This is a genomic window from Streptomyces zhihengii (assembly GCF_016919245.1).
In the GTDB taxonomy this organism is placed as follows: Bacteria; Actinomycetota; Actinomycetes; order Streptomycetales; family Streptomycetaceae; genus Streptomyces; species Streptomyces zhihengii.
Genome location: NZ_JAFEJA010000002.1, coordinates 2,144,316 through 2,159,954, shown reverse-complemented (window position 1 = coordinate 2,159,954; position 15,639 = coordinate 2,144,316). Strand labels below are relative to the sequence as shown.

The window sequence follows — 15,639 nt, the reverse complement described above, 5'->3', positions numbered from 1 at the left end:
GTCGTGCGGCTGGACGGCCGGGAACTGCGGGATCCGGCGTCCGTCTTTCGTACCTTCGCCCGGGAACTGTCGTTCCTCGACAGCTTCGGCTACAACTGGGATGCGCTTGTCGACTGCCTCCACGACTGGCACGGTCCCGGCCACGGCAACCAGGACCTCGCGATCCTGATCGAGCACGCGGACGACCTACTGAATGCAGACTTCCTCGGGCTGTTCGTATCGGTCCTCGCCCAAGCAGCATGGAGCTCCAACCTGCGCCTGGACGGCGATGGCGTGCCCGATGAGTGGCGGCAGCGTATAGCCCAACATTTCATCTTCCTCCTGGACCACACGGCACCCGTTGCCTTCATCGAGAAAGTAGCCCGCGGCATTGACGTGGCGGTGGCGCTCTCGGACGGCCGCCTGCTCGTCACCCTGACCGACGTCGACTGGCCTGGTGGCGATTCCGCGTCTGCGCCTTGGACGGCCGGCACGCTCTCCTTCGCAGACGAGGAGATCCTCAGCGGCAGAAACATCGAGGGCATCAAGGTGTTCCGAGACCACCTCGGCTGCTCGACCCACGAGGCCCTGGACATCCTCCGGTCTCGCTCTGAGCTCCTGCGCCACAACTATTCAGACGGCCACATGATGGGCCGTGCCAGCCAAGCAACTGGACTGCGGGCGGGCTACGTCATCAACTCGATGTGCGGATGCTCGGGATCCGCCGGGCAGACGAACAGGTGCTGCCGGTAGCCGCTGCCTATCTGGACCCCGGTCGCGTTGTAGCCGCGGTGGCTGGGGTACGGTCCAGCACCTGGGTGGGGGTGCGGAGACCAGCTGTTTCCGGCATCGTCCCCTTCCTCGAACGTGGCGACGGTCATCAGGACCTCCATGCCGGTGCTGCACTCGGAGCAGTGCTGGGGGCTGGGGTCGGTGGCGTTCCAAGCCGGCCATCCGCCGACCTTCCAGCCGGGGGCGTTGGACAGCACACAGTCGTAGTACGTGTCCGGGTCCATGTCTTCCTCTGCTGCCTGCGGCACACTCCACTGCTTGAGCTGTTCTCGCAGTTCTACGCTCAGCTCCAGGTGGTCGGGGTACTCGGTGATCTGCTCTGGTTCGAGCACGCACGGTTCCGGTAGGTAGCCGTCGAACTGCACTGCGGGCGGCTCGGGGGGCGTGTCGAGGATGTCGGTGACGGCGGCTGCCAAACGCCAGAAGAGCCGGGTCTTGGGCATGATGGGGTGATCGAAGGGGCACCATAGGACCTGCAGCAGGTCCTTGCCCTCCGGCGGGCTCAGATCGGGCACATCCCGTACGTACAGCTGCGCGACAGGCAGCATCGCTATGGGGCCGTCGTACGCCTGGACCGCCAGCCTTACCGGATACGTCCGAGCGGGCCTGATCCGCAGGAGAGTATCTCGTTCCTCCACAGTCATGTCCCAGCCGTGCGAGGCCTCGAAGATCCGTCGTTCCAGCCTCAGATCCGCAGGGGACAGAGCTGGGTTGATGCCATCCACCACATGCGGTTCCTCGCAGTGCGGCCACGGCTCCTCAGCTGGCCAGAGCAGCGGACCGCCGATCGAGCTGTCGTCCCACGTCGGCTCCCCTGGGCGGGGGTGCAGTCGGGTCGCCGTACGGGCCAGCGGCACCAGTTGGGGAAAGACCGCGGCAACGTCGATCGGCCGTGGCGGAGTGACAGGAGTGACGTTCATGGCCGCCATCTTGCCTGTCGCCTCTGACAACGGCCCTCGTGGCCGGCCAACGGCAAGCCGGCGCGCGAGGTCAGGGCGTGCCGTGCAGGGTGAGGCTCGGGGACACGCCGTAGGCGGCGCGGTGAGTGGCGGCGAAGCGACCTGGGTGCGAGAACTCTCAGCGGGCGGCGACGGCCAGGGGCGCTTGTGGGGATGGGTGTTGCGGAGGTCGAGGTGGGCGCGGCCGAGACGCACGTGCCGCCGTGGCCGAGCGAGGTGGAGCCGACGTAGCGGCTGAAGGCGACTGGACGACCCGCGGCGTAACGGACACGGCCGCGGCAGTCTCGGCGAAGTCGATGTCGCGGTGGACGTTGTCCTCGATGAACGTGACGGCCGCAGTGCTCGGCTACTCGGAGCCCATCACTCAGCGTGTCGTGAACAGAGCCACCGAGCTGCTGACGCGCGCCGCCGATGAGGCGGTCCATGTCAGTCCCACCAGAGCACGACGAGAAGCTGCCGTTGGGATGCAGCACGGTAGAACTCGCGCGGGGCGTTGAAGTGCCCCAGCACGTACCGTCTTCCGTGGCACCGCAACCGCGGTGGCCGTATCGCTCTGGCTTTGGGCGTGAACTGCTACGCAGCCCAGCAGTAGACGCTCTGGTTCTGGCGGCGGGCGCTGCTGACGAGAGCAGCGAGATCACCCACGATCGCTTCGGCGATTTCCGTACCGATAACCTCGCCGTCCTGCGCACGCAGCCGGGTCCACGAGGCGGCGACGTCGCGCAGTCTGGCGTACTCGGCGTCCGCGAGCGCTGCGGACAGGCGAGGTGAGAGCGCGAAGACAACGGGCCCGTCGTTGTCCTGGCCGGCGACGATGCGAGGCTCATCGGCTTCCAGCAGTTCCTCGAAGGTGCCGCCGGCCAGCAGGCATTCCCACTCGAGCACGGCTTCTTCGGGATCGAAGTTGCCGAAAGAGAGCGACTCGAATGCCCGTCCCGGGCCGGACTGGAGGGCCAGGCTCGCTGACGTGTCGTCCGGCGCCATGAAGAACTTCACGATTGTGCTCACCCGGGCATCATGCCCGACTGCCTACAGCCATGATCGGCCGGACGAGTCCTGGCTGGGCGCTGTGGGGCTGATCGTCTTCCTCGGCGGTGGCGGTGTGCCGTGGGTAGGCAGGCGTCCGCGGGTGTGCTGCGCGGCAGGAGTGAGCGGCCGCCCCAGCGGGCGGCGGGTCGGGTCAGCGGGTGCAGGGGGGCGGGGTCCAGGCTGCGTTGGAGGAGGGCGGCGGGGCGGGGCAGGTCGTGCGGGTGTGGCGGCAGGTGTTCCGGGGGGTGGGGATGGAGGGTGGTGGGGTTCGGGTTCAGTGGGTTGGGCGCTGCGGGCGCGGGCGGTGGTTGTCGGGCCGGGGCTGCTGGTGGAGGGGCAAGGTCGGGGGCTTCAGCGCGGTCCGGGCCGCGGCGGTGCGCTCGCGTATCTGCTTGAGGCGGCGGGCGACGCAGGCGTGGGTGTAGAGGTCGATGGCGTTGGTGAGGTGGTCCCATTCCTCGCCTGCGAGTCCTTCGGGGCGGGGGCCGAGGATGTCGTGTCCGGCACGGTGGTGGCGGCGCCGGTAGTCGCTGAGGGTGGTGATCAGTGCGGTGAAGGTGCGCTGTTCGTCCTCGTCGTCCTTGCCGGGCGGGGTGATCTTCTCCATCCATTCTTCGGGGGCGCTTTCGCCGGCGAGTGCTGCGGACAGGGCGATGCGGGCGAGGGCGCCGTAGGTGTGGGGTGCGACGCCGGAGGGGTCGTGCAGAGCCGGGTGTGCGGGCTGGGGTCTGGCCGGTGGTGGGGTGTCGAGGTGGCCGAGTGCGGCAGCGAGGACCTGGTGGGCGGGTGCGCCGGCGGGCGGCAGGTGCAGGGCCGGGCGGCGCCGTCCGGTCAGCGCGTGGATGCGTGCGTCGAGGTCGTCGAAGTGTCCTGCCGCTTCGGGGTCGGCCGGGCGGGGGCCGAGTCCGGGGACGCTGTGGATGGCGTGGCGGGTACGCCACAGCTCGACCAGGGCGGCGGTGGTGGCCCATGCGTGGCGGCGGCGCGGTGAGTGCGTGGAGGGAGGCGGGCCCAGCGGTCGTGTCCAGGCGGGCGGGTTGCCGGCGAGGGTGTGACCGCGGTCGGCCAGGGAGCGGGCCAGGGTGCGGTGGCGTTCGGCGAGGTGGGTGCGCCAGTGGGCGGGGGTGTCGGGGTGGGTGAGGGCGTGGGAGTCGGCGACCCAGTCGGGTATCTCGCCGCGGGTGCGAGGGTGCGGCATGCGGTCGGGCAGGCGTTCACGCAGACGCAGCTCGGCGTCGATCCGGGCGGTGACGGCCTCGGCGCGGGCCACGGCAGCCCGGGCGGAGTGCTGTCGCTGCTCGGTGGCGGCGCGGCGTTCGGCGGCTTGGCGACGGGCGGCGGTGAGCGACTGGTGGGCGGTGTGGGGGCGGTTCGGGGAGCGTTCTCGCTGGTAGTCCTCGCGGGCGCGGTCGCGCCAGGTCAGTGCGCGGCGCAGCTGGGTTTCGGTGGTCAGGGCGGTGATGGTGGCGTGGGCGGTGTCGGAGAGAGGGTGGCTGGTGGAGCCCGCATCGTGCGGTTGGGTGCGGACGGCTGCCAGCTGGGAGGCGAGCTCACTGCGGGTGAGGGGGCCGAGCGGCCGGTCGGGCCAGGCGGGATGGGTGGTTCCCTGGCGGGTGGTGACGGGGGTGGGCAGGTGGGTGAAGGCGGCGTCGGTAGCCATCAGCGCTTGTTGAGCTGCTGTGCGATGACCGGCGGCGAGCTGCTTGAGGGTGTCGAGCTGGGCCTGTGAGCGCGCGGCCAGGGTGCTGTCGCGGAAGGTGTGGCGGGCCTGTTCGGCGTCGGTGAGGGCTTCGCGCAGCCGCCAGGTCAGCACGGCGGACACGTCGTCGGCGTCGAAGATCCCGCGGTCCAGAGCGGTGCGGGCGAGGAGTCGGGGCAGGGCGAAGCCGGCGCGTTCGGCGTCGTGGAGCGCGCGGGCGAGGGCGGGGTAGGCGTCGGCGGCCAGGAACTGTGCTGCCCGGTCGGCGCCGAGGATCTGTTCGAGGGCCCCGGTGAGGCGGGCGGCGGTGGCGCGTTCGGTGACGTCGGCGTACTCGGCTGACAGCTGTCCGGGCGCGCTGATATTGCGCTGCAGGGCGGCGATCTGCTCGGTCGCGGTCAGCTGCGCACTGCGGCGTGCGGCGACGGCGGTGAGGACGTCGTCGAGGTGGTCGCCGTTGTCGATGGCCATGTAGAGGCGGTTGGTGCGCCGGCCGCGGGTCAGCTGGACGTAGACGCCTTCGCGGGTGGAGCGGGCGGAGGCCAGCGCGTGGGAGGTGTCGACCGTCATGCCTTGGGCGCGGTGGATGGTGGAGGCGTAGCCGAGCTCGGCCTGGGCGGTGAGGTAGTCGGCGGGCAGGGTGATGCGGCCGCGGTGCTGGGTGTGCCGGACGGTCGCGGCGCCGTCGGCGAGGATTTTCTCGACGGTCCAGGTGTCGCCGTTCTTCACGAAGTCCTTCCCGCCGCGCACGGTCATGCGGCGACGGTTGAGACGGGTGACGATGATGTCGCCGGGGTGGGCGCGCGCTGCGGTGCGCAGGGGGATGGAGCTGCTGGTGTCGAGGTCCCCTCGGGAGATGTGCCAGTTCTGGGCACGCTGGTTGAGCTCGTTGACGGTGGCGTTGTCGGCGGCGGTCATCAGCGAGGCGAGGCCCCGGCCGGTGTCGGCCGCCCACGCGGTGAACACCGCGTCGCACATCGCCTCGTGCCGTCCTGCGACGATCCGGCCTTTGCTGCGGTACCAGTCGAAGGCCGACCGGGGGTCTTCGCCGTCGCGCAAGGTGAGGGAGGCGTCGCCTTCGCCGGAAACGGTGAAGCGGTGCAGGCGGTCGAGTTCGACCGTGGCGCCCGCCTGGGAGATGAGCCGCAGTGCGCCTCCGGCCTCGACGGCGGCGAGTTGGTGCGGGTCACCCAGGAGGCGGACGACGGCGCCGGCGGCGGCCGCGTCGGCGAGGACCTGGTCCAGGAGCAGGGTGCCGGCCATGCCCGCTTCGTCGACGAGGACGACGTCGCCTGGGCGCAGGGAGAATTCCGCCTCCACGGGGTGCCCGCCGGCTGCCTGGGCGCGCTGGTGCAGCCAGGAGTGCAGAGTGTGGGCGCGGCGTTGCAGGTCGGTGGCGAGGACCTGGGCGGCGCGGGAGGACGGGGCGAGCGGGATCAGGCGGCCGCCCGTTGCGTCGACGGCGGCTGCGACCAGCCGCATGGCGGTGGTCTTGCCCGCGCCGGCGGGGCCCAGTCCGGCCTGGAGCAGGCGGTCGGAGAGGACGAAGGACGCGGCCAGGGCCTTCTGTCCGGCGTCCATTCGGCTTGGGTGGAGGGCGGCGGTGCGGTGGAAGGTGCCGTGGGCGACGGGCGGGATCACCCGGCTGCGGGCTCCGGCGAGGAGGCGGTGTTCGGAGGCCAGGAGGGAGTGGGTGGTGTAGGTGTCCGAGCCGATGGGCCGGTAGATGCTGCTGCCGTCCGGACGGACGAGGTCGGGGTGAGTCGGGTTGATGGTGGGTGGGGTGATGTCCAGGCAGTCGCCGTGCGTGAGAACGCGGTCGGTGATCTCCTCGGCGAGCTGGGGCCCGGCTGGCTGCCCGCGCAGGGTGCGCATCAGGTAGCGGCGGGCCTCCGCGAGAACGTGGCGGCGCCTGAAGGTGGTGCGCCGCTCGGCCACGGCCGCGAGCACCTCCGTAGCGGCCGCGGAGAGGTCGACGTTCGCCTCGGCCGGGTGCTGGGGGTCGCGGGTGAGGGCTGCTGCCTGGGCTGCGGTGAGCAGACGGTCGACGGTGTCCTGGTCGGTCGCTGCGACGGCCCGGCGCCGCCAGGTGTCGAGCAGGTCGTCCAGAGGGCGGGCCTTGCCCTTGGGCGGTCGGGTCATCAGCGTGGCCCGCTGCTGCAGCCGGATCCGGGCGCCGGCGTCCGGCTGACGGCCGTGGCGGCGCCGGTAGTCGTCGAACAGGTCCTCGGCCATGGACCGCACGGCGCCCGCACGGCTGGCGAACTCGGCACGGATCCGCGGGTCGATGCCGACGATCCGCATGACCGGCCGCCTGCCGGGTGTGACCACCACTTCCTCCGCGGCCAGGCCCAGCCGGTCGCAGAGCAGTTCCAGGGCCCGCTGGTTGAACAGCTCGCTGGCGGCGACGATCTCGCGCAGCAGCAGGCGCGAATCCAGGTTCCCCCACCGCCCGTCCGGACCTTTGACGCGCGGGCTGATCACGACGTGCTCGTGGAGCATCGGGTCACCGGCACGCGATTCATAGTGGAGATAGACCGTCGCCATCAGCGCCGGCTCGGCCCGGTGCTGGACGATCCCGCCCGCTCCGCTACGGACGGCGAGCGCGTGGTTCTCCAGCCACGCCAGGGTTTCCGTCCGGGCCTGCTCCAGGACCTCCAAGGCGATGCGCCGCACCTCGGGGCTGCCGAGCGCGAACAGCAGCGACAGTTCCTCAGAAGCAAAGGTCAGGTCCCAGCCGGTCACGGCCCGGCGCTTGGGCCCGGTCCGCGCCGCGAGATACCGGCCGAGTTCTTCACCGTCAGCGGGGCTGCGGTGGTACTCGGCTTCGAAGGCGAGAGCTGCGGTGCGGTGAGTGAGTTCACGGCGCTCCGACTTCGTCAGCGGCCGGCACAGCCGCGCGGCCGCGAGGTCGAGAACCTCCTCGACCGTCTTGTCCAGCGGTGACTGCTCGGCCAACTGGGGCACCGCCCGACCCAGCTTCGCCGCCGTGAACGCCTGGCGAATCGAGGCCCCCCGTGCCAGCTCGGCAGCGATTCGCTCCTCGGCATCGGGATGCATGCCCAAGCCGAACAGCGCCCTCATCTGCGGCTCGGTCACCTCCCCCATCAGCCCCATCGCGGCCGCGGCCCGGCCGGCCCACACCCCGGCCGGGACGCCCGGCTCACTCGACGACACGGCCGGCTCACCACCCTGGATGCCGTCGCCCGCAGCGACGCTGCTCCGGTAGTAGCGGTAGTTCTCGGCCGTCACGGCCGCCCCGGTCATTCCCACACAGGAAGTCGACCAGCCCGCCAAAGCCAGAGAAGGCGCCGGGACGGTTCCTCCCAGGCCCTTGGATGAGAATCTCCCCGCGCGTCCCGCCGGGCGGGAAATCCCCGCCTGCGCAACGGGCAGCGGCCGCTGATGCCAGAGGTGTGCTGCGCGCCAGCGGCCGCAGACCGCAGGCCATGACTCACCCCCGGCGACGCCGATCGGACACCCTCACATCCTGGCAAGGGCGCCGAGCAGCCGGGGCGGGGAGCACCCGAGCTACAGCGTTGGCCGCAGCATCGTGGGCCTCTTGAGCGGCGTGTCCCGTGGGCGGGACCGGGCGGGGCGACAGGAGTGTTACGGGGTGGGACGTGGGCGGCTGGGGCGGGGGCGGGTGTGGGGGCGTCTTCAGACTGGCGGCAGGCGGGTCCGTGTCTGGCGGGCCTGATGGCCGGGAGGTGGCACATGGCAGCGAGTAAGGGCAAGGCGCGGGGTGGCAGGGAGTTGGTGGCGCGGCGTCGGGCGGCGTTGGCTCGGGCGGCGTTGCGGGTGTCGGCGGAGCGTGAGGCTGCGGAGCGGTTGGAGGCGGAGCGGCTGGCTCGGGAGGTGGAGTTCGATGAGTTGGCGGCGGATTTCGAGTTGGCTCGGGAGGACGAGGATCAGGTGGCGGCTGAGGTGGAGGCGGAGTTGCGGAGGGTGCGTGAGCGGGGGCAGGCGCGGATCCGGGAGGTGCGGTTGGTGGCGGCGCGGGTGGTGGTGGCGATGGGTGAGAGGGGGGAGACGGTGGCCGGGTGTGCGCGGCGGTTGGGTGTGGGGGCGGATCGGGTCAAGGAGTTGCGGCGGTTGGGTCGGGAGGAGGGCGCTGCCGAGAGCGGGGAGCCGGTGATGAAGGGTGCCTCTGGGGCGACGGTCCCCGCGGTGGGGCGGCGGCGGGGCGCGGTGTCGGGAGTGAAGGTGAGGGAGGAGGGCCGGGCGCTGGGGCCGGGGGTGGTGGCTCCTCCCCCGGTCCGGCCGGCTGGTGCGTCGGTCGGGGTGCGGGGGGTGGTGGGGCCGGGTGGTGGGGATGCGCTGTCGGGGGTGTCGGGCTGATGGTGTGGGACGGATGGCGGCCCCGGCTGCCGTTGGGGGGCGGCGGCCGGGGCCGGGGGCGGGCGGAGGGGGTCAGGAGTGCCAGGGGGCGGCGGGGCGGCGCGGGGGCGCAGGGTGCTGCGGGGCGGCAGGCTGGGGGGCGGTGGGCTGGGGCCAGGGGGCGGCCGGCTGCTGGGGTGTGGCCTGGTGGGCGGGGAGGGTGTCGCGGTAGTAGACGGTGATGGGGGCGCCGTCGGCGACGTGGATGCGCTCGTGGATGCCGGGTGGGGTGAGGACGAAGACGCGGGTGTCGTCGCGCAGGGTCTTGCTGCGGATGAGTGGCGGGGGGAGGGTCACCTCCTCGGTGATGCCGGTGGCGGGGTCGGTCTCGGGGACGGTGATGTGGTCGACGGTGGTGAACAGGCCGTGCAGGGCGGCGAGTTCGTTGATCGTTGTCTGGTGCTGCACGGTGGGCTCCCCCTTGTGTGGTGTGGCCGGTGGCGGCGGATGTCTTGCGACGGTAGGTGCGGTGGTGGGGGCGTGTGAGCAGGGTGGGTGGCGGGGTGTCGGGGGGTGGGACGCGGGCTGGGGTGGCGGGTGCTGGAGGTGGGATACGCGCGCCGGCCCCGCGCTTGCCGGGGGTGTCCGGTGGGCGCGGGGCCGGGCTGGGGCTGGGGTGCTGCTACTCGGTGATGTAGGTCAGTTCCATGTGGTGGTCGTCGAAGGTGGCCTTCAGCTTGAAGCGGGTGCAGCCGCTGGCGGCGGCGGTGCGGAGCATGTCGAGCAGGGTGCCGCCGCCGTCGTCGTCGAGGGGGGTCGTCAGGTTGAGGGACTCGCGGAAGTCGTCGCCGCCGAGGATGGAGCGGGCGTCGGTGCCCGGTCCCCAGCCGGTGGCGTGGACCATGTGGGGCGGGTGGCCGTCCTCGTCGCGGGTGCCGACGGGGTCTTTGCCGTTGCTCATGAGGTAGGTGCCGTCGTCCTTGACCCACCACAGGCGGGGCGCGGCTTCCTTCTCCTCGTAGCCGAGTTTGTGCTGGTCGGCGGAGGCGGCGTGTTCGGCGGTGGCGAGGACCTTGTCGAGGGGGAAGTCGAGCGTGCACTTCTTCTCTCCGTGGGCCGTGTCGGCCATGACGAGGTCGAGCAGGGGGTGGGTGCTCGTGGCGGGGATCTCGGGGTTGGTCATGTGGCCGAGGTAGTCGTTGAGCCATGCGGGGCGCTGGTCGGTGGGGAGGTTGAGCATCCGGATCGTCTCGGCGGATTCAGCGTTGGGGGTCGGGTCGGTCATGACAGGTGTTCCTTCGGGTTGTTGGTAGCTGCGGGGCGGGCGCGGAGGCGCTCGACGGGCGTCAGGGTGTGGGGGCGGGGGGTTAGGGCGGCAACCGGGATGGGCTGTGGCTGGCGGTGGGGTCTGAGGGGCAGGGGGTGGGCGGCCGGGTCGGCACGCCCCGGGGTGGCGGAGGAGCGGGGCGCTTGGCTGGGCGATGGGGCGCTGATTGCGCGACAGCGGCTGTGGGCGGGGACGGGGCGGCGCCGGGCCGCTGGCTGCGGTCCGGCGCCGGGGAGGCCCCGCGCGGGGCGGGGTGCGGGTCAGGTGATGAGGTGTCCGTCTTCGAAGCGTGCGGTGGGTGGCAGGTCCCAGCCGGGCAGGAGGCCGGTGACGACGGGCAGGGGTGCGCCGGGCAGTTTGCGGATGTGGATGTCGGGCCGGAGGGCTTTCACGGCCGTGAGGCAGGGCTGGGGCTGGGTCAGTCCCATGGCGGCGTCGGGCAGGGCGATGGTGACGTGGTGGGCGGTGGTGTAGCCGAGGTGTTCGTAGAAGTCGGTGAGGTGGGGGGCGTGCAGGAGGGTGGTCATCCCGTATCCGGCGGTGCGGGCGCGGTCTTCTGCCTCGGTGAGCAGGGTGCGGGCGATGCCTTGTCGGCGGCGGGTGGGGGCGGTGGCGACGCCGTAGATGAGGAGGACGGTGCGGGACAGGACTTGGGCCAGGGCGGGGTTGTTCTGGGTCAGGGGGTGGTGGAAGGCCCAGTCCGGGAACGAGGCGAGCAGGGCGCCGGCGGGCTTGGGGTGGGTGCTGCGGCGTGGCCGGGCGGTCAGGCAGAGGGCGGTGCCGTGGGTGGACGGCGGTTGGGCTGCGAGCAGGGTGAGGACGTGTCGGACTTCGGGCGGCAGGTGGCCGCTGACGGTGGTCAGTTCGAGGAGTTCGATGTAGTCGGCGTGGTCTGGGCGTTGCAGTGGTGCCACGTCTATGCGCGCGGTGTGGTCCTGGTGGGCGGTAGGGGGCATGACGGCAGGGGCCTTTCACGAAGAGCCGGGTGGGTGGGGTGCACGCCGCCGGTGACCTGTCTTGGTGCAGGGGGCGGCGGGTGGCGTGACCGTCGCTGTGGCTTGGGTAAGCGCCGCAAGCCGAGGGCCGTGGGTGGCCTGGTGGCGGGCGGGGCGAGGGAGAGGATGTGAGCGGCTTCGGCGTGCGGGCTCTGGCCGGGGGTGAGGTCGGGCAGGGCGAGGCAGATGGAGTGGTCGGCAGGCCCAGGGGCGCGACGCTGGTGCGTGTGGCGTGGGGTCGGGATGAGGTGGCGGTGCAGAGTACGGGGCGGGTCGCCTTCCGGTTGGCGGGAGGCGGCGCGGCAAGTTGCGTGCCGCTGGCCGGGAGTTGGGCGGTCGAGAGGTGGTCACCACTCCCCCGGTCGGTGACTCGGTCCTGCGGCCGCACCAGGCAACCCCTCCAGCACCGGCGGGGTGTGGGGCTGGGGGCTGTGAACGCTGCGGCCCCGCGCCCGAAAAGGGCGCGGGGCCGGGAAGCGGTCCCCTTGTGCGGGAGGGCCAAAGGGTGGTGGCGGGTCAGGAGTCGTTGTCCTGGCCTCGGATGGGGAGGTCGGGCCGTTCGGCACGCAGGTGGTGCGGGGTGATGCGCGGGGAGTTGCTGGCGGTGTTCACGAAGCGGGCTCCGCATCCGGGAGTCGGCTTCCTTCCCGGGATGTCGGTGTGGCGGTCCACTCCGTGGATGAGGGTGGGCATGTGGCAGTTGCTGCACTCGGATTCGAAGTCTCCGATGAGCAGCGTGGCAGTGAGCTCGACGGCCGGTGTCTCGAGCGTGTCGTTGTCGTTGTCGTTGTCGTTGTCGTTGTCGTTGACGGGAGTGGTACCGGTCATGGGGCGTTGGATGTGGGTGGTCAAGGCTGCTCCTTGCAGATCTGGACGGCGGCAGGAAGCCGGGGCGGTGGGTTGAGCAGGCCGGGGGGTGGGGGTGGTCACCACTCCCCCGGGCCGGTGACCCGACCTTGCGGCCGCGGCCCGCTACGCCCGCAACACCCCCGCCCGTCTGGGGGCGGGGGCGAGCGGCCTGGGCGGCGGCATCGGATCTGCGCCGGGCGCCGCCCGCCCCGCGGGGTGCGGCATGTGTGTCAGGGCTGTGCGGGGGCGGGGGTGCCGGTCAGGAGGACGTGGCAGAAGCCGGTGGCGTGCGTCCAGGCAGCCGTCAATGCCTGCGGGGTGTCGGGGGCGATGGTGAGCATGGCGGTGACGTTGCCGAAGGGGTCGGGGTGTTCGGTCAGCATCTGGGCGTGAGCATCGTCGGGCAGGTTCAGGTGCCCGGAGAAGCTGTGGTTCGTGACGTGGGGGCGCAGCGCCCAGTGGTCGGGGGTGGGGTGGGCCGGGGTGGTGAGGGCGTCGGGGCGAAGGGCGTGAGGCGTCAGGTCGCCGAGGTGGCGCAGGGCGGTGAGCCAGCGGTGGCCGGGGAGTTGGTGGGCGCGGATGGTGGCGTGGCCGTCGGGGGTGATGAGGATGGTTCCGGTGGTGCGGGCAGGGCCGGGGCGCGGGGTGTCTTCGGTGAAGCTGAAGCCGCACACGGGCTCGCCTTCGTGCGGGTGGGGGTAGCTCGTCATGCGCGGGGCGGAGTGGTGGATGGCGGTGTGGAGGTTCTTCCAGGTGCCGGTGGTGGTCAGGCGGTGGTCGAGGTCGGCGCGGGTGGTGAACAGGCGGGCGGTGGTGGTGGCGTCTGGCATGGGTTTGCTCCCAGCAGGGGGTCTCGGATGGTGGGTGGACCCTGTTGGGTGTGGTGGCAAGCTGGGCAACGCCCCACCCCGCGCTGGGCGCGGCGCGTGCAGGGCGGGCGAGAAGAATGCGTGTGCCCACCCCCGGGGTGTAGGGCGGGCACATGGGGTGGCGGGAGGGGCTACCGACCGTTGTGGGCGACGGTGACGTCGTAGCCGGTGTTGTTCCGGGTGCGGGCGGTCTCGGCGGTGAACTGGGCTTCCTGCGGGTGAGGCAGCGGATGGATTGGGCGCCCGGACCGGTGCCGTTGCACAGGGAAACATGGCTCGACGAACGTGCGCCGACCGCACGAGACGACTTCGCACGTGAAGCGCCGGACACGAAGCCGCAGCACCACCCGACGTCCCGCCACGGGGACGTCAGCGGGAAACCGCATGCATGAGCCGTGCACCCGCCCGAACCAGCTTCCGTAGCCCGGGCATCGAGCACCGTCCGTCCGGCATCTGACACCGACTCGGATCGCCTCGCCATCGTCCTGCACCCGACACCAACCGGATCCTTTGGTCCGCCAGGAGGAGCAGCTTTCCGGCCGGAGCTCGCGCACAGCCCAAAACCATCAGCCCGAACCCGGTCGGCGTCAGTTTCCAGACGATCTCGCGCGGCCAACCTGCGTAACCCATAGGCACAGGAAGTAGGCACACCACAGAAGTTGGACCAGTACCTGAGTTTGGGCAGCAGTTGTTCACCGCTTCGGGAGGCGGTTGAATCAGGGCGGGGTCGATGTTCATGGGAACGGGAGGCACCTGAGCCGGAGCCTCCACCCGCTCCGGAGGCGGATCGCGGGAGGGGCTGTCGTGGACTGGTCGATGGGGCTGCTCGGTTTCGCCTCGGGGCTGCTGATATCCGCGGCCACAACGCCCGTGGGCGTCTCCGGAGCAGTCTTCCTACTGCCGGTCCAGGTCAGCGTGCTGGGCGTCCCAAGCCCGGCGGTGACACCGACGAACCTGCTCTACAACGTCGTGGCCGGCCCCGGCGCTCTCCTCCGCTACTGGCGGGCCGGTCGCCTCGGGGGGCCGCTGACCCGTCTGCTGATAGCCGGGACCCTGCCCGGCGTCGTCCTGGGCGCCCTGATCCGCGTCTTCGCCGTCCCCGGGCCGCGCGTCTTCCGCCTGCTCGTGGCAGCGCTCCTGTTGCCGCTCGGGCTGTGGCTGGGGCTGCGAACCGTACGTCCGGTCCCGGCCCGTGACCCACGCCCACCCTCGCCACGCGCCACCCGAACGCTGGCCCTCCTCGTCGGCGTCATCGGGGGCATCTACGGGATCGGCGGCGGCTCCCTGCTTGGCCCCATCCTCGTCGGCCGCGGAACCCCAGTCGCTGCCGTCGCACCCGCAGCCCTGGCCGCCACCTTCGTGACCTCCATCGTCGGCGCGGCCACCTACGCACTGCTCGCCCTGACCACAGCGGGCGACGTCGCCCCCGATTGGCTCCTGGGCCTCTCCTGCGGGGCGGGCGGACTCCTCGGCGGATACCTCGGCGCGCTCCTCCAGCCCCGCCTGCCCGAAACCGTGCTGCGCCTCCTGCTGGCTGCCCTGGCGACCGGCGTTGGCTCGCTCTACGCGGTGCAGGTACTGGGCTGACCACACGGCGATCCAGCCGCCCACGCCGCACGCGGGCACCGTCGAAACTCGGGTTCTGGCTCACTTTCCGTGCAGCGGCTGCGGAGAGTCAGATCTTCGGGGCCATGCGATGGCGGTTCGGATGGGCACGTAGTCGAGGCGAGGTGAGTTCCAAGGCGCGGTTGTCGCGTCCGGCGCTCATGTGGTTGAGCCAGCGTTCGTACCAGTCGAGGAAGTCGGTGGCGGAGGAGACGTTGGGGCCCCAGTACCCGTCGCCGTTACCAATGAGGACGCGGCCGGTGAGTGGGCCGGTCACCGCGAGGACGCATACGTCAGTGCAGCCCATCTCGATGATGTGGAGGAAGAGGTCGCCTTCATGTGCCCCGGCGCCCGCGCGGCTGAAGCCGCGGGGTTTCCCTGCTTCTTCGCGCGGATTCATGACCAGCAAGGAACACCGCTCCAGCGGCACAAGGCCGTAGAAAGGGGCCGCGCCTGAGCCCCCGATGTTCGTGAGGAACTGCCGATATGCTTCGGGAAGAACGATGTCGCGCTCGGCCTCAAACGCAGCAACGCGTGCTGCCGTCAGCTTTGGGCCGAGGCCGAACTGGTGTTGCTCTTCTCCGAAGGAGTGGCTGCGCAGTGGCTGGAAGGGGATCGCGGCCAGCTTGCGACGCAGGCGGGGTATGCGGGGATCCATGGTGCATCTTCTCTCGTCCCCGTCACTTTACGGCTGGCTGTGGTCAGAAGGAGCGATCTGGGTCGGATCATCTCGGGTATGACGGGTTCTGCCGGAAGCGGGGGCTGGCCTTCGAGGAGGGCCGGGCGCGGTTCCGGACGCCGGAAGAGGGCGAGACGGTCGTAGTCGACTTGATCCGTGCGGATCGCATCTGCGGGGTGAAGAGCAGCAGGCTCAGGTCGGTCCACATGAAGGTGTCGGCGGTGCTGTTGAGTGTCCGGATGGCCGGGGCCAGGCTGTAGCGTCCGGCTCCGCTTCCCGCTGTGCCCTCGAGACTTCCAGCTCGGGGGCGCAGCTCGGTGGAGGAGGCCGTGCCGCTGTGCCCGTGGGGAGCAAAGGTCAGGTTGCCTGCAGGGCGGTGCGGATGCGGTCCCTGCTGTCGAGGACCGCGGTTCCCAGGGCCTTGGGGTCCAGTTCGACCCCCAGTTCGCGGAGCCGGTCGCTGACACGGGTGGAGTGCACGTCCTCCATCAGCCTGAGCGCGGTCGACGTGGCGGCGTCGGCTGCTTCCGGCTGCCC

13 protein-coding genes and 1 pseudogene are annotated in these 15,639 nt (G+C 71.4%); 4 read left to right on the top strand and 10 right to left on the bottom strand.

What is annotated here, in order from left to right:
- The first annotated feature begins 3 nt into the window (after positions 1 to 3).
- On the top strand, positions 4 to 732 hold the full coding sequence (locus JE024_RS36910) for a barstar family protein (RefSeq protein WP_205378190.1): 729 nt from the start codon (positions 4 to 6) through the stop codon (positions 730 to 732).
- Here the strand turns inward: JE024_RS36910 and JE024_RS36905 are convergent.
- The 3 genes from JE024_RS36905 to mobF form a co-directional block, all read right to left on the bottom strand.
- Positions 666 to 1,691 carry a hypothetical protein gene (locus JE024_RS36905; protein WP_205378189.1) on the bottom strand — a complete coding sequence of 342 codons (1,026 nt, stop codon included), beginning with the start codon at positions 1,689 to 1,691 and terminating at the stop codon, positions 666 to 668. The two genes, JE024_RS36910 and JE024_RS36905, sit on opposite strands and share 67 nt — an antisense overlap.
- 612 nt (positions 1,692 to 2,303) lie before the next feature.
- Positions 2,304 to 2,738 carry a hypothetical protein gene (locus tag JE024_RS36900; protein WP_205378188.1) on the bottom strand — a complete coding sequence of 145 codons (435 nt, stop codon included), beginning with the start codon at positions 2,736 to 2,738 and terminating at the stop codon, positions 2,304 to 2,306.
- 295 nt (positions 2,739 to 3,033) lie between these two features.
- On the bottom strand, positions 3,034 to 7,725 hold the full coding sequence (mobF, locus tag JE024_RS36895; protein ID WP_205378187.1) for a MobF family relaxase: 4,692 nt from the start codon (positions 7,723 to 7,725) through the stop codon (positions 3,034 to 3,036).
- 450 nt (positions 7,726 to 8,175) lie between these two features.
- On the opposite strand from mobF, the gene JE024_RS42010 reads away from it, so the two are divergent.
- A complete protein-coding gene (locus JE024_RS42010; protein ID WP_205378186.1) occupies positions 8,176 to 8,799 on the top strand; it encodes a hypothetical protein in 624 nt (207 codons plus the stop codon).
- 72 nt (positions 8,800 to 8,871) lie between these two features.
- Here JE024_RS42010 and JE024_RS36885 read toward each other — a convergent pair whose 3' ends face one another.
- From JE024_RS36885 to JE024_RS36865, 5 genes are all read right to left on the bottom strand, one after another.
- Positions 8,872 to 9,246, bottom strand: a complete 375-nt coding sequence (locus JE024_RS36885) for a hypothetical protein (RefSeq protein WP_205378185.1) — start codon at positions 9,244 to 9,246, stop codon at positions 8,872 to 8,874.
- Between the two features lie 214 nt (positions 9,247 to 9,460).
- Positions 9,461 to 10,063: a DUF3085 domain-containing protein gene (locus JE024_RS36880; protein ID WP_205378184.1), complete on the bottom strand. Its 603-nt coding sequence runs from the start codon at positions 10,061 to 10,063 to the stop codon at positions 9,461 to 9,463.
- Positions 10,064 to 10,365: 302 nt separating this feature from the next.
- Positions 10,366 to 11,061 (bottom strand): GNAT family N-acetyltransferase, encoded by a 696-nt coding sequence (locus JE024_RS36875; protein WP_205378183.1) that lies wholly within the window; start codon positions 11,059 to 11,061, stop codon positions 10,366 to 10,368.
- Positions 11,062 to 11,616: 555 nt separating this feature from the next.
- Positions 11,617 to 11,952 (bottom strand): hypothetical protein, encoded by a 336-nt coding sequence (locus JE024_RS36870; RefSeq protein ID WP_205378182.1) that lies wholly within the window; start codon positions 11,950 to 11,952, stop codon positions 11,617 to 11,619.
- Between the two features lie 227 nt (positions 11,953 to 12,179).
- A complete protein-coding gene (locus tag JE024_RS36865) occupies positions 12,180 to 12,779 on the bottom strand; it encodes a hypothetical protein (RefSeq protein WP_205378181.1) in 600 nt (199 codons plus the stop codon).
- Positions 12,780 to 13,622: 843 nt separating this feature from the next.
- Here JE024_RS36865 and JE024_RS36860 point away from each other — a divergent pair.
- Positions 13,623 to 14,405: a sulfite exporter TauE/SafE family protein gene (locus JE024_RS36860; protein WP_205378180.1), complete on the top strand. Its 783-nt coding sequence runs from the start codon at positions 13,623 to 13,625 to the stop codon at positions 14,403 to 14,405.
- Between the two features lie 88 nt (positions 14,406 to 14,493).
- On the opposite strand, the gene JE024_RS36855 is transcribed toward JE024_RS36860, so the two are convergent.
- Positions 14,494 to 15,081 (bottom strand): SMI1/KNR4 family protein, encoded by a 588-nt coding sequence (locus JE024_RS36855; RefSeq protein WP_205378179.1) that lies wholly within the window; start codon positions 15,079 to 15,081, stop codon positions 14,494 to 14,496.
- A gap of 44 nt (positions 15,082 to 15,125) precedes the next feature.
- Between JE024_RS36855 and JE024_RS41530 the strand changes: the two are divergent.
- Positions 15,126 to 15,266 (top strand): annotated as a pseudogene (locus tag JE024_RS41530) (glutamate--tRNA ligase); the annotation flags it as partial.
- 193 nt (positions 15,267 to 15,459) lie between these two features.
- Here JE024_RS41530 and JE024_RS42005 read toward each other — a convergent pair.
- On the bottom strand, positions 15,460 to 15,582 hold the full coding sequence (locus tag JE024_RS42005; protein WP_280521587.1) for a hypothetical protein: 123 nt from the start codon (positions 15,580 to 15,582) through the stop codon (positions 15,460 to 15,462).
- Between the last annotated feature and the right edge of the window lie 57 nt (positions 15,583 to 15,639).

Bases quoted from the DNA above. Each gene is read 5' to 3' on its own strand.
- JE024_RS36865 (WP_205378181.1), bottom strand. From the start codon at position 12,779: ATGCCAGACGCCACCACCACCGCCCGCCTGTTCACCACCCGCGCCGAC.
- JE024_RS36905 (WP_205378189.1), bottom strand. From the start codon at position 1,691: ATGAACGTCACTCCTGTCACTCCGCCACGGCCGATCGACGTTGCCGCG.
- JE024_RS36880 (WP_205378184.1), bottom strand. From the start codon at position 10,063: ATGACCGACCCGACCCCCAACGCTGAATCCGCCGAGACGATCCGGATG.
- JE024_RS42010 (WP_205378186.1), top strand. From the start codon at position 8,176: ATGGCAGCGAGTAAGGGCAAGGCGCGGGGTGGCAGGGAGTTGGTGGCG.
- mobF (WP_205378187.1), bottom strand. From the start codon at position 7,725: ATGACCGGGGCGGCCGTGACGGCCGAGAACTACCGCTACTACCGGAGC.
- JE024_RS36875 (WP_205378183.1), bottom strand. From the start codon at position 11,061: ATGCCCCCTACCGCCCACCAGGACCACACCGCGCGCATAGACGTGGCA.
- JE024_RS36855 (WP_205378179.1), bottom strand. From the start codon at position 15,081: ATGGATCCCCGCATACCCCGCCTGCGTCGCAAGCTGGCCGCGATCCCC.